General features: G+C 70.0%; 23 protein-coding genes. 15 read left to right on the top strand and 8 right to left on the bottom strand.

Features of this window, described 5'->3' with window-relative positions; all coding sequences use genetic code 11:
* Positions 1–152 precede the first annotated feature (152 nt).
* Both murI and rpsD read left to right on the top strand, forming a co-directional pair.
* Positions 153–1,031 (top strand): glutamate racemase, encoded by an 879-nt coding sequence (murI, locus tag ASF20_RS06645; RefSeq protein WP_056272296.1) that lies wholly within the window; start codon positions 153–155, stop codon positions 1,029–1,031.
* Positions 1,032–1,238: 207 nt separating this feature from the next.
* Entirely contained in the window at positions 1,239–1,856 is a 618-nt protein-coding gene (rpsD, locus tag ASF20_RS06640; RefSeq protein ID WP_055953400.1) for a 30S ribosomal protein S4, read from the top strand.
* Positions 1,857–1,952: 96 nt separating this feature from the next.
* Here the strand turns inward: rpsD and ASF20_RS06635 are convergent, their stop codons facing one another.
* Together ASF20_RS06635 and ASF20_RS25260 are read right to left on the bottom strand one after the other, a co-directional pair.
* The gene (locus tag ASF20_RS06635; RefSeq protein ID WP_056272293.1) at positions 1,953–2,225 is read right to left on the bottom strand and encodes a hypothetical protein; all 273 of its coding nucleotides are present in this window, start codon (positions 2,223–2,225) and stop codon (positions 1,953–1,955) included.
* Positions 2,226–2,352: 127 nt separating this feature from the next.
* On the bottom strand, positions 2,353–3,120 hold the full coding sequence (locus ASF20_RS25260; protein ID WP_056272289.1) for a cold shock domain-containing protein: 768 nt from the start codon (positions 3,118–3,120) through the stop codon (positions 2,353–2,355).
* Positions 3,121–3,499: 379 nt separating this feature from the next.
* Here ASF20_RS25260 and ASF20_RS06625 point away from each other — a divergent pair, with 379 nt between their 5' ends.
* From ASF20_RS06625 to ASF20_RS06600, 6 genes are all read left to right on the top strand, one after another.
* On the top strand, positions 3,500–3,970 hold the full coding sequence (locus ASF20_RS06625; protein WP_056189093.1) for a response regulator: 471 nt from the start codon (positions 3,500–3,502) through the stop codon (positions 3,968–3,970).
* A gap of 172 nt (positions 3,971–4,142) precedes the next feature.
* Positions 4,143–5,243 carry a Ppx/GppA phosphatase family protein gene (locus tag ASF20_RS06620; protein ID WP_056272286.1) on the top strand — a complete coding sequence of 367 codons (1,101 nt, stop codon included), beginning with the start codon at positions 4,143–4,145 and terminating at the stop codon, positions 5,241–5,243.
* On the top strand, positions 5,240–5,956 hold the full coding sequence (locus ASF20_RS06615) for an RlmE family RNA methyltransferase (protein WP_056272283.1): 717 nt from the start codon (positions 5,240–5,242) through the stop codon (positions 5,954–5,956). Before ASF20_RS06620 ends, ASF20_RS06615 begins: the two co-directional genes overlap by 4 nt.
* A gap of 282 nt (positions 5,957–6,238) precedes the next feature.
* Positions 6,239–7,534 carry an alpha-hydroxy acid oxidase gene (locus ASF20_RS06610; RefSeq protein ID WP_056272280.1) on the top strand — a complete coding sequence of 432 codons (1,296 nt, stop codon included), beginning with the start codon at positions 6,239–6,241 and terminating at the stop codon, positions 7,532–7,534.
* Positions 7,535–7,975: 441 nt separating this feature from the next.
* Positions 7,976–9,160 (top strand): hypothetical protein, encoded by a 1,185-nt coding sequence (locus ASF20_RS06605; protein WP_056272277.1) that lies wholly within the window; start codon positions 7,976–7,978, stop codon positions 9,158–9,160.
* Positions 9,161–9,197: 37 nt separating this feature from the next.
* Positions 9,198–9,737, top strand: a complete 540-nt coding sequence (locus ASF20_RS06600; RefSeq protein WP_056272274.1) for a hypothetical protein — start codon at positions 9,198–9,200, stop codon at positions 9,735–9,737.
* Between the two features lie 4 nt (positions 9,738–9,741).
* Here ASF20_RS06600 and ASF20_RS06595 read toward each other — a convergent pair whose 3' ends face one another.
* The 3 genes from ASF20_RS06595 to ASF20_RS06585 all read right to left on the bottom strand — a co-directional run bounded on the left by ASF20_RS06595 (position 9,742) and on the right by ASF20_RS06585 (position 13,414).
* The gene (locus ASF20_RS06595) at positions 9,742–10,164 is read right to left on the bottom strand and encodes a DUF779 domain-containing protein (RefSeq protein WP_056272271.1); all 423 of its coding nucleotides are present in this window, start codon (positions 10,162–10,164) and stop codon (positions 9,742–9,744) included.
* A 113-nt stretch (positions 10,165–10,277) separates the two neighbouring features.
* Entirely contained in the window at positions 10,278–11,798 is a 1,521-nt protein-coding gene (adh, locus tag ASF20_RS06590) for an aldehyde dehydrogenase (RefSeq protein ID WP_056212788.1), read from the bottom strand.
* Positions 11,799–11,983: 185 nt separating this feature from the next.
* Positions 11,984–13,414: a serine hydrolase gene (locus tag ASF20_RS06585; RefSeq protein ID WP_082501266.1), complete on the bottom strand. Its 1,431-nt coding sequence runs from the start codon at positions 13,412–13,414 to the stop codon at positions 11,984–11,986.
* 352 nt (positions 13,415–13,766) lie between these two features.
* Between ASF20_RS06585 and ASF20_RS06580 the strand changes: the two genes are divergently transcribed.
* On the top strand, positions 13,767–14,936 hold the full coding sequence (locus tag ASF20_RS06580; protein ID WP_082501265.1) for a multidrug effflux MFS transporter: 1,170 nt from the start codon (positions 13,767–13,769) through the stop codon (positions 14,934–14,936).
* Between the two features lie 79 nt (positions 14,937–15,015).
* Positions 15,016–15,549: a DoxX family protein gene (locus ASF20_RS06575; RefSeq protein ID WP_056272267.1), complete on the top strand. Its 534-nt coding sequence runs from the start codon at positions 15,016–15,018 to the stop codon at positions 15,547–15,549.
* Positions 15,550–15,585: 36 nt separating this feature from the next.
* Here ASF20_RS06575 and ASF20_RS06570 read toward each other — a convergent pair whose 3' ends face one another.
* On the bottom strand, positions 15,586–17,001 hold the full coding sequence (locus ASF20_RS06570; protein WP_056272263.1) for an MFS transporter: 1,416 nt from the start codon (positions 16,999–17,001) through the stop codon (positions 15,586–15,588).
* A gap of 306 nt (positions 17,002–17,307) precedes the next feature.
* Here ASF20_RS06570 and ASF20_RS06565 point away from each other — a divergent pair, with 306 nt between their 5' ends.
* The 4 genes from ASF20_RS06565 (at position 17,308) to panE (ending at position 21,395) form a co-directional block, all read left to right on the top strand.
* Positions 17,308–18,210: a DUF3313 domain-containing protein gene (locus tag ASF20_RS06565; protein ID WP_056212782.1), complete on the top strand. Its 903-nt coding sequence runs from the start codon at positions 17,308–17,310 to the stop codon at positions 18,208–18,210.
* Between the two features lie 164 nt (positions 18,211–18,374).
* Complete coding sequence (gene guaB, locus ASF20_RS06560) at positions 18,375–19,868, top strand: IMP dehydrogenase (RefSeq protein ID WP_056272260.1); 1,494 nt, start codon at positions 18,375–18,377, stop codon at positions 19,866–19,868.
* A gap of 61 nt (positions 19,869–19,929) precedes the next feature.
* On the top strand, positions 19,930–20,361 hold the full coding sequence (locus tag ASF20_RS06555) for an MAPEG family protein (RefSeq protein ID WP_056212774.1): 432 nt from the start codon (positions 19,930–19,932) through the stop codon (positions 20,359–20,361).
* A 77-nt stretch (positions 20,362–20,438) separates the two neighbouring features.
* On the top strand, positions 20,439–21,395 hold the full coding sequence (panE, locus tag ASF20_RS06550) for a 2-dehydropantoate 2-reductase (RefSeq protein ID WP_056273609.1): 957 nt from the start codon (positions 20,439–20,441) through the stop codon (positions 21,393–21,395).
* Here the strand turns inward: panE and ASF20_RS24565 are convergent.
* Positions 21,389–21,562: a hypothetical protein gene (locus ASF20_RS24565; protein WP_200927196.1), complete on the bottom strand. Its 174-nt coding sequence runs from the start codon at positions 21,560–21,562 to the stop codon at positions 21,389–21,391. The two genes, panE and ASF20_RS24565, sit on opposite strands and share 7 nt — an antisense overlap.
* 164 nt (positions 21,563–21,726) lie before the next feature.
* Between ASF20_RS24565 and ASF20_RS06545 the strand changes: the two genes are divergently transcribed.
* Positions 21,727–23,028, top strand: a complete 1,302-nt coding sequence (locus ASF20_RS06545; RefSeq protein WP_056273607.1) for an RsmB/NOP family class I SAM-dependent RNA methyltransferase — start codon at positions 21,727–21,729, stop codon at positions 23,026–23,028.
* Between the two features lie 61 nt (positions 23,029–23,089).
* Here the strand turns inward: ASF20_RS06545 and ASF20_RS06540 are convergent, their stop codons facing one another.
* Complete coding sequence (locus ASF20_RS06540) at positions 23,090–23,317, bottom strand: hypothetical protein (RefSeq protein WP_056212771.1); 228 nt, start codon at positions 23,315–23,317, stop codon at positions 23,090–23,092.
* Between the last annotated feature and the right edge of the window lie 39 nt (positions 23,318–23,356).

The raw sequence follows: 23,356 nt of genomic DNA, 5'->3' as shown, positions 1-23,356 counted from the left end.
CGGCATTCGGCAACGGAGGCCGAGCGGGGTCCTTCGTCGCGGCCACGCTCGCACCGCCGGATCGATCGCCTTTTTCCGGCCACGGTGACTTCCCCTTAACCGTCCGGGGCCGACACTTCACCGTTCACGCGGGACAGTCGGGCCGGACTCGGATGCGGATCGATCTCATGGCAGGAGCGACCACGGCGGCCGTGGCACGGAGCGTGGCGCCGGCGCCCACCATCCTGGTGTTCGACTCCGGGCTGGGCGGGCTGACGGTGCTGGAGCAGGTCCGGCGCGCCCGACCGGATGCCGCCTACGTCTACGCCGCCGACGATGCCGCCTTCCCGTATGGCCGCCTGTCCGAGCCGGTGCTGGTCGAGCGGGTACTCGGGGTCATGGAGCGCCTGATCGGCCTGCACGCGCCGGACCTCGTGGTGGTGGCCTGCAACACCGCCTCGACCCTGGTGCTGCCCGCCCTGCGCCAGCGCTTCGCCACCCCCTTCGTCGGCGTCGTACCGCCGATCAAGCCGGCCGCAGAGGCGACCCGCTCGCGGGTGGTCAGCCTCCTGGCGACCCCCGGCACCGTGGCGCGCGCCTACACCCACGAACTCGTCGAGACCTACGCGAATGCTTGCGCCGTCACCCTGGTGGGCGCCCCGAATCTCGCCGGTTTCGCGGAAGCGGAGCTGGCCGGCCAGCCCGTGGACGACGCGGCCCTGGCCCGCGAGATCGCACCCTGCTTCGTCACCCTGGAGGACGGCCGGCGCACCGACGTGGTCTGCCTCGCCTGCACCCACTACCCCCTGCTCCTCGCCCGGTTCCAGGCCCTCGCCCCCTGGCCTGTGACCTGGATCGACCCGGCCCCGGCCATCGCCCGGCGGGTGACGCAGCTGATCGGGCCGAGCCCCCGCGCCCTGGGCCGGGACGATGCGCCGGTGCTCGGGGCCTTCACGAGCGGTGCCGGCCTCACGGCGCCTCTGCGCCACTCCCTCGAATCGCGCGGGATCGGACGCGTGGCGGTGGAGGCGATGCCGCTCGGCCTGCAATAGGCGATCGGCAGCCGGCTCGGCATTGACGACGGCGGCTTCGTGCTCTAACGAGACGCCGGTAACGGGGCTCCGACGAGGGGCCCCGATGCTTTTCAAGCGCACCCGTGGGCGGCCATGTCCGTCCTGTCGCTCCGCTCCAGGCTCCCGGGCCCGGCGGAGAGAGGAGGGCGCGTTCCTCGATAGATCTCCATTGCGAGAGGAACCGCGATGTCAAAACGCATTCAGGCGAAGCACAAGCTCGATCGCCGCATGGGCCAGAACATCTGGGGCCGCCCGAAGAGCCCCGTCAATCGCCGCGAGTACGGCCCCGGCCAGCACGGCCAGCGCCGCAAGGGCAAGATGTCCGACTTCGGCACGCAGCTGCGCGCCAAGCAGAAGCTCAAGGGCTACTACGCCAACATCACCGAGAAGCAGTTCCGCCGCTACTACGCCGAGGCGATCCGCTTGCGCGGCGATTCCGGCGAGAACCTGATCGGCCTGCTCGAGCGCCGCCTCGACGCCGTCGTGTACCGCGCGAAGTTCGTTCCGACCCCGTTCGCGGCGCGTCAGTTCGTCAACCACGGCCACGTCAAGGTCAACGGCCAGCGCGTCAACATCGCCAGCTACCTCGTGAAGCCGGGCGACCTGATCGAGGTCAAGGATTCCTCGAAGCAGCTCGAGATCGTCGTCGTGGCCGCGCAGCTCGCCGAGCGCGACGTGCCGGACTACATCGAGGTGGATCACTCCAAGATGACGGCCCGGGTCACCCGCGTGCCGAACCTCGGCGAGGTTCCCTACCCGGTCCAGATGGAACCGAACCTCGTGATCGAGTTCTACTCGCGCTGATCCCACCGGATCATCGCCGAAGATGCGAAAGGGCCGCCCGCGAGGGCGGCCTTTTCTCGTTGGGGCGGACGGCTTCAGCGCAACGGCCGCCCCGTCTCAGCGGGGGAGGGCGCTACCCGGGGACGCGCGATTGCGCGACTGCAGGGCACGGGACGCATCCCGGGCGCTCGGCGGAAGTCCGGTGTCGGCGGCAGATCCCGGCGCGTCGCCCGGCGCACCCGGCACGAAGCCGCGTCCGTCCCGCCCACCCGTATCGAAGCCGTACCCCGCATTCACGCCGGCATAGAAGCCGGTGAAGTCCTCGGCCGCGGCCGGCGCAGGCGCCGCCAGGCCGGCCAGGCCGATCAGCGCGAGGAGGGTGGTCCGCATTCCGATCTCCGGAGGCAAGGTCGTGTCTCGAAAGGTCATGTCTCAAAACGCGAAACGGCGGCCCGGAAGGGGCCGCCGCTTCAGTCATGCCGTGAAAGGTGGCCGCAGCGCGGCCAGCCCGGGTCGATCAATCGTCGACGTTAATGCTCTGGGCCTCGCGGCCCTTCTGACCCTCGACGACGCCGAGGACGACCTGCTGGCCTTCGGCCAGTGAGTCGAGGCCGGCGCGGGAGAGGGCCGAACGGTGCACGAACACGTCCTTGCCGCCGTCGTTGACGGAGACGAAGCCGAAGCCCTTGGCCGGGTCGTACCACTTCACCGTGCCGGTCATCTCGGTGGACGGGCCGCTGGCGAAGCGTCCGCCGCCACGGTCGCCACCGCGGTCGCCGTAACCACCGCCGCCGCCGCCGCCGTAACCGCCGGCACCGCCACCGCCGAAGCGGTCGCCGCCCCCGAAGCCGCCGCTGCGGGGCGGACGCGCGTCGCGCATGGGCGCGGCCTCGGCCGTGGAGGTATCCACGCTGGTGACGTCGGTCACCTGCGGACCCTTCTGGCCCTGGGCGGTGTGAACCGTCAGGCGCGTGCCGGGGAGGAGGTCGGCATGGCCGGCAGCTTCGACGGCGCGGATGTGGAGGAAGGCATCGCCCGAACCGTCAGCCAGCTCGACGAACCCGAAGCCTTTCTCCTTGTTGAACCACTTGACCGTCGCATCGCGCTCCGGTCCAGAGGGTGCCGCAGCGGCGCGCGACGGACCACGGTCGAAACCGCCGCCACCGCCGAAACCACCACCGTAGCCACCGCCGCTCGGAGGAGCCTGATCCGGCCAACGCGGCTCGGCTCCACCCTCATCGAAGCCGCGCTTCTGCGGCCCCCGAAAATCACGACCACGTCCCATAGAAAGCTCGCAAAAACCGTCCGCCGACCATCAGTTTCGATAACCGCGTGCGCGCCATCCCAGACAGCCCACGCTCCGCTCTATCATTACTCCCAGCAGCGGTGACCAAGAATAACGCCTTAGTCCTGACTGAAAGCCGCCTTGATCGCAAGATGCTTCTGCCCCGGTTGGCGAGAGTTCCGTAACTTTCCTGCGGCAAAATGCGTAGCTTTTTAGCGCACCCCGGCGGCGGCGGCGGCCCGCGCCCGCCGCCGAGGCCTGTCTCGCGCCCGACGATCGAATCGATTTGCGGGTCGATGTTAGCAAAGCGCAAAGTCCCGGGCGGTAGGGTGCCGACGGGGCATGTCCGCCCCGAGCCGCCGGGCCCGACGCCGCATCCATGATCGCCACCCCGAGTTTTCCGGACCTCTCGGCACTGGTGGTCGACGAGAGTCTCTACATCCGCCGCATCGTGCGCGACATGCTCATGCGGGTCGGGATCAAGCGCGTGCTCGAGGCGCCGGACGGGGCCGAAGCCCTGGGCGTCCTGGCCGAGAGCAAGCCGGACCTCACCATCATCGACTGGGACCTGGCGATCCTCTCGGGCGAGGAGTTCATCCGCCTGGCGCGCACGCCCACCACCTCGCCGTCGCCCACCGTGCCGATCATCCTGATGCTGGCCCAGCCCCGCCGCAACGTGGTCGATCGGGCGATCTCCCTGGGGGTCAACGAGATCATCGCCAAGCCGTTCTCGCCCAAGACCCTGTGGTCGCGCCTCGACGAGGTGATCAACCGGCCGCGCCCGTTCTCGCAGGTCAAGAGCCTCCTCCGGCCCGTGCCGCGCATGGCCGCGGCCGGCAAGCTCGGGTGAAGACCGCTCTGAGCAGGCCCGGCCGGCTCCGTTCGAGCCGCCGAAATCATCCCGGATCCGATCGTGTTCGCGATCGAGGCTTTGCAGTTTGCCGGGGAGACCTGTAGCGTCTCAAGCGACTGTTGGTCCGGCTGTCCGCCTGGGACCATGATCGAGGATTTCGGCTCAGCCGATGAGGGACGAGAGCGCCGCGACCATGCCGGCCCGCCCGAGCGGCGGGACAACGCCGCTGGCGGTACCGGTGGCGCGCGCCGATGCGCCGGGTCCGGCCGGCCGTCCAAGCCGGCGCAGCGCCTATGCCGCCCTCGACCTCGGCACGAACAATTGCCGCCTCCTCGTGGCCGAGCCGGCCTCGCACGGCTTCCGGGTGATCGATGCCTTCTCGCGGATCGTCCGTCTCGGGGAGGGGCTCGGCAACTCGGACCGGCTCAGCGAGGCCGCGATCGAGCGGACCATCGAAGCCCTCCGGGTCTGCAAGGCCAAGATGCAGGCCCGCGGCGTGGTGCGGGCCAAGATCATCGCCACCGAGGCCTGCCGCCTCGCGGTGAACGGGGCCGAGTTCGTCGAGCGCGTGCGCAACGAGGTCGGTCTCGACCTCGAGATCGTCGACCGGCAGACGGAGGCCTACCTCGCGGTGACGGGCTGCGCCGCCCTGGCGGACCCCTATTCCGAGTCGGTGGTCATCTTCGACATCGGCGGCGGCTCCACCGAGATCGCCTGGCTCGACGGTGCGGCGACGAACCCCTCGGCCGACCCGACCCTGCGCATCCGCGCCTGGGACTCCCTGCCCGTGGGCGTCGTGACCCTGGCCGAGCGCCACGGCGGTTCCGACGTCACCCGCCTGACCTTCGAGGGCATGGTTGAGGAGGTGGCCGACCTCCTGGCGCGCTTCGCCATCCGGGCCGCGCCCGCCGCGAATGCCCGGCACTTCCACCTGCTCGGCACCTCCGGTACGGTGACGACGCTGGCGGCGATGCACCTGCGTCTCGCCCGCTACGAGCGCCGGCGGGTCGACGGTCTCTGGATGAGCGACGCCGACGTGGGCGAGGCCATCGACGACCTCCTCGACACCCGGCTCGAACAGCGCGCGGACAATCCCTGCATCGGGCGCGACCGGGCCGACCTGGTTCTGGCGGGCTGCGCCATCCTGGAGGCGATCCGCCGGGCGTTTCCCTCCGACCGCCTGCGCATCGCCGACCGCGGCCTGCGCGAGGGTCTCTTGATGAACATGATGCGTGAGGACGGCGTCTGGCGCCGTGGGAGCTACCGGTGAGTGACAGGCGTGGTGCCGGCGCGGGTCTGCGCGGCGAACTCAAGCAGCGGGTGAAGACGGGGCGGGGCCGCACCGCCTCCCAGAAGCGCTGGCTGGAGCGCCAGCTCAACGATCCCTACGTGGCCCGGGCCAAGCGCGAGGGCTACCGCTCGCGCGCGGCCTTCAAGCTCATCGAGATCGACGAGCGCTTCAAGCTCCTGAAGCCCGGCCAGCGCATCGTCGATCTCGGCGCGGCCCCAGGCGGCTGGTCGCAGGTGGCGGCCAAGATCGTGGGGACCAGCGGCAAGATCGTCGGCATCGACCTCCTCGAGATCGAGCCGATGGTCGGGGTCGACTTCATCACCCTCGACTTCCTCGCCCCCGAGGCGCCGACGCTGCTCACCGACCTCCTCGGGGGTCCGGCCGACCTCGTGCTCTCGGACATGGCCGCCAACACCACCGGCCACAAGCAGACCGACCACCTGCGGATCATCGGCCTGGCCGAGACGGCGGCCGAATTCGCCCGCGAGATCCTGGCACCCGGCGGATCCTATCTCGCCAAGGTGTTCCAGGGCGGCACGGAAGGGACGCTGCTCGCCGACCTGAAACGCGACTTCGCCAGCGTGCGCCACGTCAAGCCGAATGCCAGCCGGGCCGATTCGAGCGAACTCTACGTGCTGGCGACGGGCTATCGAGGGCCGACCGGGGCCGTCGTCGAACCGCGGGATCCCTGAGCCGAGCTCCTCCCGGGGAGGGGAAGCTCCCAGGTTAGGGGAAGCGTGACCATAATGCACTGCGTGCAACGCAGCGTGAAGGCTGACGCAGACCTCTCTATTTCCGACGACTTTCTGTTCAAGATCCGTTGCGACGTTTTTGAAGTAAAATTTGGATTTATGCACTATATTTTACGGATCTCGCCTGCCAAAGTAGAAATATAGTCCCGGACAGCAATCTTGCGCGCTGCAATATGAATGGTGCAGGACAGCATCTCCGCGAGATCGCTGCGAGCCATTTGAATGTCCGAGACGTTTCACCCTCAGTCCGGTGCCGAGACGGAAAAACTGTTCCACCGCCGCAAGTTCCTGGAGTTCCTGTCGGCCAGCCCGGTGGTGGCGCCCGGGATGGTGAGCGCGCTCGCCGGCCTGTCGGCCCTCGGCACCGACGCCGCCATGGCCCAGAGCTACGACGTCTTGCGGCAGTCCCCCGGCAATGTCGGTGAGATCATCGATTCGCCGAGCCAGGCCCTCAACGTCTTCGATTTCGAGCCCGCCGCGAAGAAGGCCCTGCCCCCGGCCCATTACGGCTACCTCGCCAGCGGCGTCGACGGCGACGAGACCCTGAAGGCGAATCGCGCGGGCTTCGAGAAGATCCGCATCCGTGCCCGCCGCCTCATCGACGTGCGCAAGATCGACACCACGGTGAAGATCTTCGGCGAGACCTGGGCAAGCCCGATCGTGCTCGCCCCGGTGAGCAGCCAGGCCGCCTTCCACCCCGAGGCCGAGTCGGCCGTGGCGCGCGGCGCCAAGGTCAAGGGTCACCAGATGATCCTGTCGACCGTGGGCAGCACGTCGATCGAGGACGTGATCAAGGAGCGCGGCGCGCCGGTCTGGTACATGCTCTATCCGACCGACGACTGGGCCGTGACCGAAGCCCTGGTGAGGCGGGCCGAGAAGGCCGGCGCCCCCGCCATCGTCCTCACCGTGGACCGCCAGGGCGGCCGCAACACCGAGACGCTGTTCCGGGAACGCCGCCTCGACACCCGCACCTGCTCGGATTGCCATACGCCCGGCTTCAAGAACGAGGTCAGCCGCAAGCCGATGTTCGACGACATCGATGTCTCGAAGGTGACGAACCTCTACGGCACCGGCATGACCTGGGACTACGTGAAGCGCCTGCGCGGCATCGTGAAGGGCAAGCTCGTCCTCAAGGGTATCGTCACCCACGAGGACGCCAGGAAGGCCCTCGATTACGGCGTCGACGCCCTGATCGTGTCGAACCATGGCGGCCGTGCCGAGGAGAGCCTCGAGGCGACGATCGATGCGCTGCCGGAGGTCGTCCAGGCGGTCAACGGCCGGGTGCCCGTGCTCATCGACGGCGGCTTCCGCCGCGGCACCGACGTGATCAAGGCCCTGGCCCTCGGCGCCAACGCGGTCTGCATCGGGCGTCCCTACGTCTGGGGTCTGGCCGCCTTCGGCGAGCCCGGCGTCACGGCGGTGCTGGCGATCATGCAGCGCGAGTTCGAGACGATCATGCGCCAGGTCGGCGCGACGAAGCTCGCCGAGATCACGCCTGCCAGCGTCAGCCGCGCCTGAGATCATCGACACGGCGGCGAAACCCGTGCGCCGCCCCCTCCGGATCGCTTCTCGGGCAGAACCGCCCGGGGAGCGATCCGCGTTCCAGGGCTCGGTTGGCGAACCGGCGGGATAGGTCGGGTAAGACTACGGCATCCATCGCGGTGCCCCGTTCGGCTCGCAGCATTGCGCCGAACGCTCAGGACGCCTTCGATCTTCAATCCCGGCCGACGCGGCGCTTCGTGAATCGAAGGATCGATGCGCAGCGCTCTCGCGCGGTTTCTTTGCGGAGCAGCAATTTTCCGATCTGCAGGGCCGGATCATTACGTTTTCATTAGCCCTGATCGCCACGATCACTCAGCGATGTCGCGGACTTCAACACATCCTCCATGTTCCGCAGTCCAGATTGCCGAACGCGATCCGGGCGCCTGCCCCGGACGGGCAGGCGGTGTGGAGTTGTCGATGGTCTTCCGGTGTCTGGTCTCCCTGTTCGCGGCCGGGATCGGCTTCGCCGCGACGGCGGCGACGGCCAAGGACGTCCCCTTCGCGAAGGTGGCGGATTGGGACATCAGCCGCAGCGGCGACGGCGCCAAGGCCAAGTGCATGATGGTGCGCGGCTACCAGGATGCGGACGACGAGAACGCCAGCGCGGTAGCGATCGGGACCTATCCGGGATTCCTGATCATCTCCCTGGGCTATCAGGGCTGGTCGCACGACAAGGGCGACCGCACCGTCGTTCTCCTGGCTGGCGGCAAGGTCGTCCTTCCGCGCTCCAAGTGGAAGGCCGACGATACCCAGTTGACCGGGGAGTTCCCGGACACACTTCTGCCGCACCTCCTGGGCGCCGACGCCATCGTCCTGCGCTTCAAGGATGGCGACGCCGACTTCAAGATCCCGGCCTTCGCCGAAGCCTTCGAGGCCCTGAAGCGCTGCAGCGGACCGCCGGACGAAGTCGCGACGGAGCTTCCGTCGCAGGGCCGTATCGCCAACTACGCGAGCGGGCTCTTCTTCCAGAAGGCGCTGAAGGATTGCGACGTCGCGAGCACGGGCAAGCAGCGCGCCGACCTCGAGGCCAAACTGGCGGCGATGCGTCCGGAGATGAGCCCGATCCAGGCGCTGATCGACATCGAACTCGGCAAGCGCTTCACGGACCCGAAGGCGCCGTTCTGCCCCAAGCCGGACGATGCGGCGGCTTTCGGCACAGCCCTGGGCCAGTACCTCGTCATGACTCCGGAAGCCTTCGCGGCCGAGACGGAGCGGCGCCAGAGTGAGAAGAAGGCGGCGGCGCGGCCGCCGGAGACCCGGATCAAGGTCTACGGGATGGGCCTGATCTTCCAGAAGGTCCTCGCGAGTTGCGAGATTCCCACCACGGCGCGGCAGCGGGCCGACTTCGATGCCAAGCTCGCGGCCCTGGCGCCCGAGATGGCCCCGGTCATGGAGGAGATCCAGGCAAAGCTGCAGCCGACCTTCGCGAAGCCGGCGACGGAGCTCTGCGCGGCGTTCCGCGACCTGTCGGACGACCCCCAGCCCATCGTCGCCTTCTCGACCCAGACGCCCGAGGACTTCGCCACCTTCATGGATGCCCGAGGGGCCGCCAAGGCGCCCCCCAATCCGGCGGAGACGCCGGTGCCCGGCGCCAAGCTCTGAGCCGCGACCGTCCACATTCCCACCGGAGAATCCCGTCATGAAGCGCCCGTCGCCCGCTCGGTCCTGCCTGTTCGGCCTCGTCGCCGGTCTGGTTTCCCTCGCGCCTGCGGAGGCCCAGGAAAGCCCTGTCCCGGAGCGCCCCCTGTTCGAGAGCCTGAACGGCTGGCAGGTCGAGCGTGCCACCAGCGTCACGGGCAGTCCGTCCTGCGTGATCGTGCGATCCTATGTCGACGAGGACGATGACGACGCCGACAATTCCATCACCTTCGCGCTGGAGAACAAGGCCCTCGTCGTGGTGCTGACCTACGGCAAGTGGCAGCACGACCGGGACGAAAAGATCACGGCCGCCACCGAACTCGGCGGCAAGACCGTGAACGCCAAATCGACCTGGACCGGCAACGGCACCCGGCTCGTCGGCACCCTGCCGGGCAACCTTGCCGAGAAGGCCGCGGAGTCCGAAGAGATCCTGATCAAGGGCAAGGGCTGGAAGGCGGCCTTCGACCTGACCGGCGCCGCCGACGCCTTCGCGGCGATGAAGCGCTGCAATGCCGGCGGGGCGCCGAAGCCGCGCTCCTGACGCCTCAGAGCCGGCAGGCGCCCTCCAGCGCCGTGTTCTCGGCCTCGGTGAAGACCCGGGACCGGATGAGGAAGCGCTTGTCGCGCCCGTTCTCCAGGGAGAACATGCCGCCGCGGCCGCGCACCACGTCGAGGATGAGGTGCGTGTGCTTCCAGACCGCAAATTGCGGCCGGCTGATCCAGAAATCGGCGCCCGCCACGGTACCGAGATGGACGTCGCTGTCGCCGGTGAGGAAGTCGCCCACCGGATAGCACATCGGCGACGAGCCGTCGCAGCAGCCGCCGGACTGATGGAACATCACCGGACCGTGCTCGGCCCGCAGTTCCGCGATGAGGTCGATGGCGGCGGGGGTCGCGGTGACGCGCAGGGGCGTCCCGTCGGCGCCGGCCTGGTCGGCGGTGGTCGGGTCGAGGGCGGTCTCGCTCATGGGGCGGTCTCCGGGAAAGGCCTTTCGGGAGAAATAGGGCGGAAAACGAAAAAGCCCCGGCCGTCATCCGGCCGGGGCAAGTCTCACGCGGGTCTGCGTGGCCTGAACGGGTCCTAGAAGAAGCCGAGCTTCTTGGCCGAGTAGCTCACCAGCATGTTCTTCGTCTGCTGGTAGTGGTCGAGCATCATCTTGTGGTTCTCACGGCCGATGCCGGACTGCTTGTAACCGCCGAAGGCCGCGTGGGCCGGGTAGGCGTGGTAGCAGTTGGTCCAGACGCGGCCGGCCTGGATGGCGCGGCCGAAGCGGTAGGCGCGGGTCCCGTCGCGAGTCCAGACGCCGGCACCGAGGCCGTAGAGGGTGTCGTTGGCGATGCTGAGAGCATCGGCATCGTCCTTGAAGGTCGTGACCGAGAGGACGGGGCCGAAGATCTCCTCCTGGAAGATGCGCATCTTGTTGTGGCCGCGGAACACGGTCGGCTTCATGTAATAGCCTTCCGCGAACTCGCCCTCCTTCACGTTGCGCTCGCCGCCGGTGAGGCACTGGGCGCCTTCCTGCTTGCCGATGTCGACGTAGCTGAGGATCTTCTCCAGCTGCTCCGAGGAGGCCTGGGCGCCGATCATCGTGGCGGGATCGAGGGGCGAGCCCTGGGTGATCGCCTCGACGCGCTTGATCGCCCGCTCCATGAAGCGGTCGTAGATCGACTCGTGCACCAGGGCGCGGCTCGGACAGGTGCAGACCTCGCCCTGGTTGAGGGCGAACATCGTGAACCCCTCCAGCGCCTTGTCGAAGAAGTCGTCATCCTCGTTGGCGACGTCGGAGAAGAAGATGTTCGGCGACTTGCCGCCGAGCTCCAGCGTCACCGGGATCAGGTTCTGCGAAGCGTACTGCATGATCAGCCGGCCCGTCGTCGTCTCACCCGTGAAGGCGATCTTGGCGATGCGGGGCGAGGAGGCGAGCGGCTTGCCGCATTCGAGGCCGAAGCCGTTGACGATGTTGAGCACGCCCGCCGGCAGCAGGTCGGCGATGAGCTCGGCCACCACGAGGATCGAGGCCGGGGTCTGCTCGGCGGGCTTGAGCACGACGCAGTTGCCGGCCGCCAGCGCCGGGGCGAGCTTCCACACCGCCATCAGGATGGGGAAGTTCCACGGGATGATCTGGCCGACGACGCCCAGCGGCTCGTGGAAGTGGTAGGCCACGGTGTCGTGGTCGATCTCGGAGATCGAGCCTTCCTGCGCGCGGACGCAGCCGGCGAAGTAGCGGAAATGGTCGATGGCGAGCGGGATGTCGGCGTGGGTCGTCTCGCGGATCGGCTTGCCGTTGTCCCAGGTCTCGGCCAGCGCGATCAGGTCGAGGTTCTCCTCCATCCGGTCGGCGATCTTGTTCAGGATGCGGGCGCGCTCGCCCGGCGCGGTGCGGCCCCAGGCCTCCTTCGCGGCGTGGGCGGCGTCGAGCGCCTTGTCGACGTCGGCGGCGTCCGAGCGGGCGACTTCGCAGATCACCCGGCCGGTGATCGGGGACGTGTTCTCGAAGTAGCGGCCGGCCACGGGCGCGACCCACTGGCCGCCGATGAAGTTGTCGTAGCGCGCCGAGAACGGCGCCTTCGTACCCTGGTCGAGAAATTCCGGCTTGTTCATCGCGTATCCTCCTGATTGTTCTTATGGGCAGCAGCCAAAGCCAGACGCAGCGTCAAATCAAGATGGACTTTTGGCCAACAGTCGGTCGCGCGAGCGCGCGGCTCGGATGATCGGCGCGCCCGATGGCGTCGTGGCGCGGGGGCGATGTTAGACCCGTTCGGGCGGGTTGGCGACCCGGGCGGCGCTCAGCGCGGCCCGAGGCGCGCCAGACGGCGGCTGCCGATCCGCCGGGCCGTCTGCGCGTCGATCCGGGGACCCGCGCGCGCGCCGCCGGGCAGGTCGAGGAGGAGGCCCGTCGCCCGGCCGTCCGGCTCGATGTCGAGGGCGAGGCGGGTGCCGTCCTCGGCCACGAAGACGCGGTCGCTCTCCGGTGTCAGGGCAAGGCGCGCGGGACCGGCCCCGCGAGCGACGAGGCGGTCGCCCTCCCGGGCGAGGGCGACCACGGCGCGCGGCCCCGTCCGGTAGAACCCGACATAGCGGTCGAGCACGGCGGCCGGCACCGCGATCTCGTTGACCTCCGGCTGCCCGAGGGCGAGGGCGCCGAGGCGGCGGGACAAGGTCTGGGCCGGCGTGGTCTCGGTGTTGCCGAGGACCACGACCGTCAGGCCGAGATCCGGGTAGCTGTCCTTGATCGCCGAGAACCCGGCGAGGAAGCCCCCATGGGACAGGAGCCGCTCGCCGTAGGCGCGGCCGACATAGAGGCCGAGCCCGTAGCCGTGGCCGCCGTCGCGGACCATCTCGGCCAGGGAGGCCGGTCGCAGGACCCGGCCGGAGAACAGCGCGGCGTCCCAGGCCACGAGGTCGTCGAGCGTCGAGACGAGGCCGCCGGCCCCGAGGACGGCCGCCGGAACCTCGGGGGGCGCGTTGTGCCACTGCCCGGCGACCCGGTGGTAGCCGGCGGCCCGCTGCGGGATCACCGCCGCCGGATCGGCGTCCCCGGTCTCGGCGAGGCCGGCGGGGGCGAGGACCAAGCGGTGCAGCGCGGCCGCGAAGGGCGCGCCGGTGATCCCCTCCACGATCGCCGCCAGGAGGATGTAGCCGGTGTTGCTGTATTCCTGCGCCGAGCCCGCCGGGAACAGCAGCGCCTCGCGATAGAGTCGGCCCACCACGTCCATGGGCGTCCGGGCGGTCCGGGCGAGGAGGGTCGGGTAATCGGGCAGGGCCGTCACGTTGGGCAGGCCCGCGGTGTGGTCGAGGAGCATCCGCAGGGTGATCGGCGCCCAGGTCGCCGGCAGGCCGGGCATGTACCGCGCGGCCGGGTCGTCGAGCCGGAGCCGCCCGGCCTCCTGCAGCTTCAGGATCGCGGCGGCGGTGAACTGCTTCGTCAGGGAGGCGATCCGGAAGCGGGTCTCGTGCGTGTTGGGCACCGACCATTCGCGCTGGGCAACGCCGTAGGCCTGACAGAACAGCACCGCGCCGTCGCGGGCCACGATGACGGCGCCGGAGAAGATCCCGGCCCGGGCGTAGGGCCGCACCAGGGCGTCGGCCCGGGCGGCGAAGTCGGGCGGGGTGATCTCGGGCGAGGCGATCGAATCGGCGCCGGCCCGGGCCGGACGGCCCGGCAGGAGGGCCCCGAGGAGCCCGAACTGAACGATGCGGCGACGCGTCTCCTGCATGCTGCCGCCGTTCCGCTCCCCGACCCGCCGCGATCCCGGCATCCGGTCACGGTTCTCCGAAATTGTGGCGCGAGCGCGCCGAGGACCCCGCGCGGCTGCCATGCAGCGCCCCCGATGGCCCCGCCGCGCCGAAGGCACCAAGAGCCGGACGAAACGTTCTGGCTCGACTGATGATCCGCCGCGCCGCCCCAGCCCCCGAGGACCGTCCCAGGTGAGCACCACCCCGGCCAAAATCGCGCAGGCCCCCGCCGCGCACGCCCCGGCCGCCCCCATCCCCGTCACCGTCTCCGAACCGGCCGCCCGGCCGTGGACAGGCCCGGGCTTCGGCGAGTTCGTCGGCATCGTCGCGCTGATGATGGCCGTCACGGCGATCTCGATCGACAACCTGCTGCCTGCGTTTCCGGCGATCCAGGCCCGCTTCGGCGTGGTCGATCCGAACAGCCTGCAGCTCCTCATCTACGTCTACATGATCGGCTTCGGCACGGCGCAGATCGTCTACGGGCCGCTCTCGGACACCTACGGGCGGCGCTCGGTGCTGCTGGCGGGCCTGGCGATCTACGTCGTCGGCACCGGCCTCGCCATGGTGGCCCCGTCCTTCGGCTGGCTCCTGGCGGCGCGCATCATCCAGGGCATCGGCGCCGCCAGCGGGCGCGTCCTCTCGACGGCGATCGTGCGCGACCGCTTCGCGGGGCGCGAGATGGCGAGCGTGATGTCGCTCATCATGATGGTGTTCCTGATCGTGCCGATGATCGCGCCGGCCATCGGCGGCGCGATGCTGCTGTTCGGCTCCTGGGTCTACGTCTTCGTCTCCATGCTGGTGCTCGCCGGCATCCTGGTGATCTGGTTCGCCTGGCGGATGCCCGAGACGCTGCATCCGGAATACCGGCGCCCCTTCTCCCTCGCGGCGGTGGCCCAGGCGGTGGCCATCACCTTCCGCAACCGCGTGGCGGTGGGGTACGCCACGGCGCTCGGCCTGCTCACCGGCTGCATCATGGGCTATGTCGGCTCGGCCCAGCAGGTCTTCGACACGGGGCTCTACCATCTCGGGGGCCTGTTCCCCCTGGCCTTCGGCCTCGTCGCCGGCGCCATGGGAGCCGCCACCCTGGTGAACGCCCGCCTCGTCCGGCGCCTCGGCATGCGCCCGCTGTCCCATGCGGGTCTGAGCCTGTTCGTCGTCGTGGCGGTGGGGCAGGTGGTGGCGGGGCTCGCCTATCACGGCCACCCGCCCCTGGGGCTGTTTCTCGCGATCCTGGCCGCCAACCAGTTCCTGATCAGCTTCGCCATGCCGAACTTCAACGCCCTGGCGCTGCAGCCCCTGGGCGAGATCGCCGGCACGGCCTCGTCCTTCCTTGGCTTCTACACCACGATCCTGGGCGCGTTTTGCGGCTTCCTGATCGGGCATGCCTTCGACGGCTCGGTGCTGCCCATCGGCATCGGCTACGCCCTCCTCGGGGGCCTGGCCCTCGCGGTGGTGGCCTGGACGGAGCGGGGCCGCCTCTTCCGCGGCGGCGTCTCCGGTTGAGGACACCGCAGCCTTAACGCCGTCTTCAGGCGGTCGCGACAAAGCTCGGTCTCCCAGGATCCCTGACGGAGCCCCAGACGTGACCGGCCGTGCCCAAGACGGACTGCTCTTCCTCGCCCGGCTGCTGCTCGCCGCCGCGCTGCTGCCCACGGGGGTCGCCCGGGCCCTGAACGTCTCCGGCTTCGCCGTCACCCTCGCGGCCACAGGCCTGCCGTCCCCGAACGCCCTCGCCACCGCGGCCGTGATCGTCCAGGTGTTCGGCCCCGTCGCGCTGATCCTCGGCGTGCTGCCGCGCCTCAGCGGCTTGGCGCTCGCCGTCTTCGTCGGCGTGATGGCCGTGCTCCTGCACCCGTTCTGGCAGTTCTCCGGGCCGAGCGCGGTGGCCGAGCGCACCCTAATGCTGGCCGATTTCGGCCTCGCCGGCGGCTTCCTCATCTACGCGATGACCGGCCCCGGCCGCTGGAGCTGGCAGGGCTGGCGCCAGGGCGCACGCGCGTCGGCGGGCGCGGGCAAGGCATCGGCCAAGGCACCGGCCACTTCCTCGGCCGCCGCGCGGGGCGGATCGAAGCCCAAGCGCGCCCCCGGGCGGAATCCGGCCCGGGCCGCCGCCTGAGGTCCCGGACGCCCCCGCGTTCGACGGCATCGCGTCCTACGGCATCGCGTTGCGCGGGGCGGCGGCGGCGAGCCGGTGCCCCGAGACCTCGGCGCCGGCCTCCGGGTTGAGCCGCCGGAAGGAGAAGAAGGACATCACCGAGATCAGCGCCACCGCCAGGAAGGCCGGGGCGAAATCCTGCGCCACGATCTCGGTGCGGCCGTGGAACGCCGCGGCGCCCTCCAGGGCCAGCGCCCCGAAAGACACTCCGAGGCTGAGCGAAAGCTGCTGGGCCACGCTCGCGAGGCTCGTGGCCGCGCTCATCTCCCGGGTCTCCAACTCGGCATACGCGATGGCGTTGACGCAGGTGAATTGCAGGGAGCGCACGCAGCCGCCGATCAGCAGGACGCAGATGATGATCGCGTGCGGGGTCTCGGCGGTGAACAGGCCGTTCACCGCGAGGAAGGCCGAGGCGACCAGGGCGTTGACGAGCATCACCCGCCGGAAGCCGTAGGCGCGCAGGATGCGGGGGCCGACGAGCTTGATCAGGAGCGCGCCCGCCGCCGCCGCGAAGGTGATGAGGCCCGAGCGCAGGGGATCGAGGCCGAAGCCGATCTGGAGCATCAGCGGCAGCAGGAAGGGGATCGCCCCGGTGCCGATCCGGAACAGGCTGCCGCCGGTCACCGCCGCGCGGAAGGTCGGGTAGCGCAGCAGGTCGAGGCGGATCACCGGGTTGGCCAAGCCGCGCGAATGCCGGAAATACAGCCCCAGGAGGATCGCTCCGGCGGCGAGGCAGCCCCAGGAGACGCCCTCCGGGAGGAGGGGGCGGCCGGTGGATGCGAGGCCGAGCATCAGCGTGGCGAGCCCCAGCCCGGAGAGCAGGAAGCCGAGGACGTCGAGGGGTGGGCGCTCGGATTCGCGGATGTTCTCGAAGTAGAGCGTCGACAGCACGATGCCGGCGATCCCGATCGGGATGTTGATGAAGAAGATCCAGCGCCAGTCGAGATAGGTCGTGATGAAGCCGCCCAGCGGCGGACCGAAGATCGGCCCGATCAGGGCGGGAATGGTCAGGTAGGCCAGGGCGCTGACGAGTTCGCTCTTGGGCACGCTGCGTAGGATCACGAGGCGCCCCACCGGCACCATCATGGCGCCGCCGAGCCCCTGGAAGAACCGTGCGGCAACGAAGCCCGCCAGGGAATTCGAGGCGGCGCAGGCCAGCGAACCGGCCATGAACACCCCGAGGGCGACCCGGAACACCGTGCGGGCCCCGAACCGGTCCGCCATCCAGCCGCTGATCGGAATGAAGATCGCCAGGCTGACGAGGTAGGCGGTGAGGGCGAGCTTGAGGGCGATCGGGTCCTCATTCAGGCTCTGGGCGATGGCCGGGAGCGCGGTGGCGATCACGGTGGAATCGGTGTTCTCCATGAACAGCGCGGTGGCGACGACGAGGGGGACGATCTGGGACGTGCGCATCGGCGAGACATCGGTCCGGTCGGGCGTTTCGGATGCCTCATACCGACAAAAAGCGATGCCGCGGCAAGCGCGTATGCAATGACGAATGTCTCGGGATGAAAGGGACATGCCGCACGTGCAGGGCCCGGGCCTTCCGACGGCGTGGCCCTGCGGCCACATCGGCCCAGCATCGAACCGGCAGCGGCCTCGCTCACCTTTCCACAATGTTGCTGGAGCCGCTAAGCTCGACGGCATGATCGGGTGCCGCTCGACTCCGCTTCGGAGCCGTGCCGGGCGCTCCCCACCATGTCCCCAAGAAAGTCACCGATGCTTCCGAGGTTCGAACATCGACGCAGGCTGGCGGGCTTCGTCTCCTGCCTCGCCCTGGCGGCTGCCGTCGCCGGCTGCGGGACCGTGGTGCTCACGGAATCCGGCGCCCTGACCCGGTACGACCGCCTCGCCGGCAGCGACGAGACGGCCAGCTCTTCGCGGATCTTCGTCGATCCGGCGGCGCTGGCGGCCACCCGGACCGTGCGGATCGTCCCCACCGCCTTCTCGGAGGTCGTGGCCCCGGGCCTGACGCCGGCCGAGCGAAAGCTCGTGGCCAATGCGGCCGACCGGGCGCTCTGCTACGAACTCTCCCTGCGCTACGACGTGGTCTCAGGCCGGAAGGCGGACCTCACGGTGCGCTCGGCCGTGACCCGGATCGATCTCACCAACGTGCCGGCGGCCGGCGCCACGGTGGCGACCTCGGCGGGCATCACCATCGCGTCCCAGCTCGGCGCCGGCTTCGCGACGGCCGTCGGCCGCGTCCCGATCCCCCGCATCCCGATCGGTCTCGGCAGCCTGACCGTCGAGGCCGAGGCTCTCGACAGCCGCAACGTGCAGCGCGCCGCCATGGTCTGGGGCGGGGCCAGCAACGCCTTCACCAACCAGGCCCGGTTCTCCCCGGCCAGCGACGCCTACGACCTCGCCGGCGAGTTCGGCCAGGATTTCGGCTTCTACCTCGCCACCGGCCAGGACCCGTTCAAGGCGCCGCTCACGCTGCCGACCTATGACCGCGTCCGCATCACGACCCTCGGCGAAGCGCCCCTCGACCCCGATTGCGAGGCGTTCGGCCGTGCCCCGGGCCTCGACGGCATCCTCGGCGATTACGTCGGCGCGCCGCCGGAATGGACCGACAGGGGGCCGGCCGAGGGCCTGCCGGGCGCGCCCCGAGGCGTGCGCTAGGCGCAACCCCCACCGGAGAACGGCGTCCCGGGCGCATTTTCCTGTCGGACGCGCGCACCGGCGGCTTTGCGCCGGTTCCCCGTGCATGATACTGGCCCGTGCCAACCCAGTGACGTCGGAACGCCCGCGAGCGCCCGACGCAGCACCCGTTCCGGAGTTGGTTCATGGCCCGCATCACCGCTGATTCCATCATCGAGGGCCTGACCTTCGACGACGTCCTGCTGCGCCCCGCGGCCTCCTCGGTGATGCCCAGCGACGTCAAGATCGCGAGCCGGCTCACCCGCTCGATCCACCTGAACCTGCCGATCCTGGCTTCGGCCATGGACACCGTCACCGAGGCCCCGATGGCCATCGCCATGGCGCAGAACGGCGGCATGGGCGTCATCCACCGCAACCTCGAGCCGGCCGAGCAGGCCGAGCAGGTCCGCCTCGTCAAGAAGTACGAGTCGGGCATGGTGCTGAACCCCATCACCATCCACCCGGACGAGACCCTGGCGGATGCGTTCTCGTTGATGAAGCAGAACCGCATCTCCGGCATCCCGGTGGTGGAGCGAGGCCCCAACGGCTCCCGCGGCAAGCTCGTCGGCATCCTCACCAACCGCGACGTCCGGTTCGCCACCAACTCGTCCGAGACCGTCGCCGACCTGATGACCCGCGATCGGCTCATCACCGTGCGCGAGGGCGTGAGCCAGGACGAGGCCAAGCGCCTGTTGCACCAGTTCCGCATCGAGAAGCTGCTCGTCGTCGACGACCACTATCGCTGCATCGGCCTCATCACGGTCAAGGACATCGAGAAGCAGGTCGCCTATCCGGGGGCGGTCAAGGACGAGCAGGGCCGCCTGCGGGTCGCGGCCGCCACCACCACGGGCGACAGCGGCTTCGAGCGGGCCGAGCGCCTCATCGATGCCGGCTGCGACGTCATCGTGGTCGACACGGCCCACGGCCACTCGATCAAGGTGCTCGACGCCGTGCGCCGCGTGAAGCAGCTCTCGAACACCGTGCAGATCGTCGCCGGCAACGTCGCGACCCGCGACGGCGCCCAGGCGCTGATCGATGCCGGCGCGGACGCGATCAAGGTCGGCATCGGCCCGGGCTCCATCTGCACCACCCGCATCGTCGCCGGCGTCGGCGTGCCGCAGCTCACCGCCCTGATGGAGGCCGTCGAGGCGGCACAGAGCGCCGACGTGCCGGTCATCGCCGACGGCGGCATCAAGTACTCGGGCGACCTCGCCAAGGCGATCGCGGCCGGCGCCTCCGTGGCCATGCTCGGCTCGCTCCTCGCCGGCACCGACGAGGCCCCCGGAGAGGTGTTCCTGCACCAGGGCCGCTCCTACAAGAGCTACCGGGGCATGGGCTCGGTGGGCGCCATGGCCCGCGGCTCCGCCGACCGCTACTTCCAGGCCGAGGTCAGCGACACCCACAAGCTCGTGCCCGAGGGCATCGAGGGGCAGGTGCCCTACAAGGGCCCGGTGGCGGCGGTGCTCCACCAGCTCGCCGGCGGCCTGCGGGCCGCCATGGGCTATGTCGGCGCCCCGACGATCCCCGAGTTCCAGGAGAAGGCGCAGTTCATCCGCATCACCAATGCGGGCCTGCGCGAGAGCCACGTCCACGACGTGACCATCACCCGCGAGAGCCCGAACTACCCCGGCCGCGCCTGACCCGCGCTGCGCGCGCCCGTGTCGGACGTCCGGCACGGGTCGCCGCCCGATAGGAATCGCCGTGACCGTCCAAGCCATCCTGGCGCCCGTCTTCGCCCAGGTCCTCCTCACCTTCGCGCTGCTGTTCTGGACCGGGCGGATGCGCCTCTCGGCGGTGCGCGGCGGCGCCGTGAAGGACCGCGCGTTGACACTGGGCCAGCGCGACTGGCCGGCCCCGGCCCAGCAGGCCGCCAACACCTTCTCGAACCAGTTCGAGATCCCGGTGCTGTTCTACGTCCTCGTCGGGTTCGCCCTGGCCACCCGCAAGGCCGACCTCCTGTTCGTGATCCTGGCCTGGGTCTTCGTGGCCACGCGCGTCGTCCATGCCGGCGTCTATCTCACCACGAACCACATCCCGCACCGCTTCCGCGCCTATGCCGTCGGCACGCTGGTGCTGCTGGTGATGTGGATCCTCTTCGCGTTCCGGATCTTCCTGGCGCCGATCGGCGTCTGACCCGGGACGATGACGCGGCCTGACGGATGGGTGGCCGCATCGGGCCGCGATCCGCGAACGACGAAAGGGATCAGACCATGCGCGTGCTCGTTGTCGGCGCCGGAGCCACCGGCGGATACTTTGGCGCACGCCTCGCCGAGGCCGGCCGCGACGTCACCTTCCTGGTCCGTCCGGCCCGCGCGGCAAAGCTCGCCGCGGCCGGGCTGAGGGTCGAGAGTCCCGCCGGCAACCTGCACATTCCGGCGCCACAGACCGTCACCGCCGCCGACCTCGCCGCCGGCAAGGGCGGCGCCTTCGACCTCGTGCTGTTCTCGTGCAAGGCCTACGATCTCGACAGCGCCATCGCCGACGTCGCGCCGGCCGTCGGACCCGACACCGCGATCCTGCCCCTGCTCAACGGGATGCGCCACCTCGACGCGTTCGACGTGGTATACGGTGCGGACCGTGTGCTCGGCGGCTCCTGCGCCATCGTGGCGACTCTCGGCCCCGCGGGCGAGATCCGCCAGATGAACCCGCTCCACACCCTGACCTACGGGGAGCGCGCCGGCGGCCGCTCCGCCCGCGTCGAGGCCATCGAGGCCCTGATGCAGGGCGTGAATTTCCAGCCCCGCCTCAGCGAGAATATGCTACTGGAAATGTGGGAGAAATGGAGTTTCCTGGCGACCCTGGCCGGGGCCACCTGCCTGATGCGCGCCACCATCGGCGACATCATGGCCGCTCCGGGCGGGCTCGCCTTCATCACGGCGCTGATGGAGGAGTGCCGCGCCATCGCCGAAGCCGCTGGCTACCCACCGCGGTCGACCGTGATGGACAACACGCGCAGGACGCTCACCGCCGAGGGCTCGGCCTTCACCGCCTCTATGCTGCGCGACATCGAGGGCGGTGCCCGGATCGAGGCCGACCACATCATCGGCGACCTGATCGCGCGGGCCCCCGATGCGGCCGGGCATCCGATGCTCGACCGGGTCTACACGCACCTGAAGGCCTACGAGAACCGCCGCGCCCGCGAGTCGGCGGCTGCGAACCCTCAGTAGCGCGGGCCGGGCGGCGGGGGCGGGGGCGCGCCGTATTCGAGCTGGGTCTTGGCATCGAGCCGGCGCGGGGGCGGCGCCGACAGGTCGGGGGCGTCCGGCGCCGTGGAACAGGCGGCGACCGCCAGCATGACGAGGCCGGCGAGGCTGAGATGGATGACGGGAGACATGGGGTTCTCTAAAGCTCCAGGCGTCCGCTCCGCGCGGCACCGTGGCGCAAGCTGAGCCGTAAACGCGCCGGAAGCTCGACTGTATTGTGTCCGGCCGCAGTCCGAAGCGTGGCCGTATCGCGGCGCCCGCCGAAAGCGACTGCCCGGAACCCGAGGATCTTGCCCTGACGCCCCCCGCCCGCCTCTCCGCCGCCATCGAGGTTCTCGCCGATATCGCCGCGCGCCGCCGCCCCGCCGCCGATGCCCTGAAGGATTGGGGCCTCGCCCATCGCTTCGCCGGATCGGGCGACCGGGCCGCCATCGCCAGCCTCGTCTACGACACCCTGCGCCGGCGCGCCTCCGCCGCCTGGATCATGGCCGACGAGAGCCCGCGCAGCCTCGTCATCGGCATGCTGCGGCTCCAATACGGTCTCGCTGCCCCGACCATCGCGGAGATGTTCAGCGGCGAACGCTTCGCCCCGGAGCCACTGACCGCAGACGAACGGACGCGCTTGACGGACGGCACCCTGGTCGACGCCCCGCTCCATGTCGCCGGCGATGTTCCCGAATGGGTGCTCCCCTCCCTCGAGGCGACCTTCGGATCCGCTATCCTCGACGAACTACGGGCCCTCGGCCGACGCGCGCCCCTCGACATCCGTGTCAACACCCTCAAGCGCAGCCGCGCAGAGGCCCTGGCGGGCCTCGCCCACCTCACACCGGAACCGACCTCGCACGCGCCCAATGGCCTGCGCATCCCCATCGGCGACGACGGACGCGGCCCGGCCCTCCATGTCGAGCCGGAGTTCATCGACGGCTGGTACGAGATTCAGGACGAGGGCTCGCAGCTCGCAAGCCTTCTCAGCGGCGCACGGCCCGGCGAAACCGTCATCGATCTCTGCGCCGGCGGCGGGGGAAAGACCCTGAGCCTGGCCGCGATGATGGAGAACTCCGGCCGTTTGATCGCCAGTGACGACGATCCGCGCCGGCTCGCCCCGATGCACGAGCGCCTACGGCGCGCCGGCGCCGTCGCGGAGATCCGCACGCCCCGTGCCGGTAAGGCCCGCACCGACGTCCTCGCAGACCTCGATGGCCGCGCGGACCGCGTTCTCGTCGATGCCCCCTGCACCGGCTCCGGCACGTGGCGGCGTAATCCCGATGCCAAGTGGCGGATGCGCCCGAATGCCCTGAGCACACGCGTCGCCGACCAGGCCACGGTACTCGACCGGGCCGCAAGGCTGGTGCGCCCCGGCGGTCGCATCACCTACATCACCTGCTCGCTGCTCCCCGAGGAGAACGACGCGGCCGTCGCCGACCTCCTCGCGCGTCGGTCGGACGACTTTGCGGTGGTCTCAGCCTCCGAGATTCTCGCCGAGCACGCCCCCTATCTCGGCTCTGTCGTCCGCTTGACCCGGCACGGCCTCCAGATGAGTCCCGCCCGGACCGGCACCGATGGCTTCTACGTCGCCACTCTGGAGCGGCTGGCCTGAAACGAGGAATGGCCCCACATGGGGGCCATTCCAGACATCTGCTCAGGAGGAGCGGCGCAATTTAGAAGCAGCGGCGCTTCCGCACCACGACCATCCGGCCCATCGGCCCACGGCGCTTGGTGACGACGGTCTTGCAACGGGGGCCGCGGATCACCGTGCGCTCGACGACGCGGACCTGCTGGATCCCGCTGGTGGGTGCGATGCCGGCCGGAACGGGCAAGGCGGAGGCCGAGGTGGCTCCGAAGCCGGCGAGGGCGAGGGTGGCGATCCCGAAGATGGTGGCTCTCATGGCTGAGGCTCCTGTTCGTTGCTGGGGGCGCACGGTGTC

It is taken from the genome of Methylobacterium sp. Leaf88, assembly GCF_001422795.1.
Classification (GTDB): domain Bacteria; phylum Pseudomonadota; class Alphaproteobacteria; order Rhizobiales; family Beijerinckiaceae; genus Methylobacterium.
This window is presented reverse-complemented; position numbering and strand designations above follow the sequence as displayed.

Coding starts and splice junctions, on each gene's coding strand:
- murI (WP_056272296.1), top strand. CDS start 153: ATGCGGATCGATCTCATGGCAGGAGCGACCACGGCGGCCGTGGCACGG.
- rpsD (WP_055953400.1), top strand. CDS start 1,239: ATGTCAAAACGCATTCAGGCGAAGCACAAGCTCGATCGCCGCATGGGC.
- ASF20_RS06635 (WP_056272293.1), bottom strand. CDS start 2,225: ATGCGGACCACCCTCCTCGCGCTGATCGGCCTGGCCGGCCTGGCGGCG.
- ASF20_RS25260 (WP_056272289.1), bottom strand. CDS start 3,120: ATGGGACGTGGTCGTGATTTTCGGGGGCCGCAGAAGCGCGGCTTCGAT.
- ASF20_RS06625 (WP_056189093.1), top strand. CDS start 3,500: ATGATCGCCACCCCGAGTTTTCCGGACCTCTCGGCACTGGTGGTCGAC.
- ASF20_RS06620 (WP_056272286.1), top strand. CDS start 4,143: ATGAGGGACGAGAGCGCCGCGACCATGCCGGCCCGCCCGAGCGGCGGG.
- ASF20_RS06610 (WP_056272280.1), top strand. CDS start 6,239: ATGTCCGAGACGTTTCACCCTCAGTCCGGTGCCGAGACGGAAAAACTG.
- ASF20_RS06605 (WP_056272277.1), top strand. CDS start 7,976: ATGGTCTTCCGGTGTCTGGTCTCCCTGTTCGCGGCCGGGATCGGCTTC.
- ASF20_RS06600 (WP_056272274.1), top strand. CDS start 9,198: ATGAAGCGCCCGTCGCCCGCTCGGTCCTGCCTGTTCGGCCTCGTCGCC.
- ASF20_RS06595 (WP_056272271.1), bottom strand. CDS start 10,164: ATGAGCGAGACCGCCCTCGACCCGACCACCGCCGACCAGGCCGGCGCC.
- adh (WP_056212788.1), bottom strand. CDS start 11,798: ATGAACAAGCCGGAATTTCTCGACCAGGGTACGAAGGCGCCGTTCTCG.
- ASF20_RS06585 (WP_082501266.1), bottom strand. CDS start 13,414: ATGCAGGAGACGCGTCGCCGCATCGTTCAGTTCGGGCTCCTCGGGGCC.
- ASF20_RS06580 (WP_082501265.1), top strand. CDS start 13,767: ATGATGGCCGTCACGGCGATCTCGATCGACAACCTGCTGCCTGCGTTT.
- ASF20_RS06570 (WP_056272263.1), bottom strand. CDS start 17,001: ATGCGCACGTCCCAGATCGTCCCCCTCGTCGTCGCCACCGCGCTGTTC.
- ASF20_RS06565 (WP_056212782.1), top strand. CDS start 17,308: ATGCTTCCGAGGTTCGAACATCGACGCAGGCTGGCGGGCTTCGTCTCC.
- guaB (WP_056272260.1), top strand. CDS start 18,375: ATGGCCCGCATCACCGCTGATTCCATCATCGAGGGCCTGACCTTCGAC.
- panE (WP_056273609.1), top strand. CDS start 20,439: ATGCGCGTGCTCGTTGTCGGCGCCGGAGCCACCGGCGGATACTTTGGC.
- ASF20_RS24565 (WP_200927196.1), bottom strand. CDS start 21,562: ATGTCTCCCGTCATCCATCTCAGCCTCGCCGGCCTCGTCATGCTGGCG.
- ASF20_RS06540 (WP_056212771.1), bottom strand. CDS start 23,317: ATGAGAGCCACCATCTTCGGGATCGCCACCCTCGCCCTCGCCGGCTTC.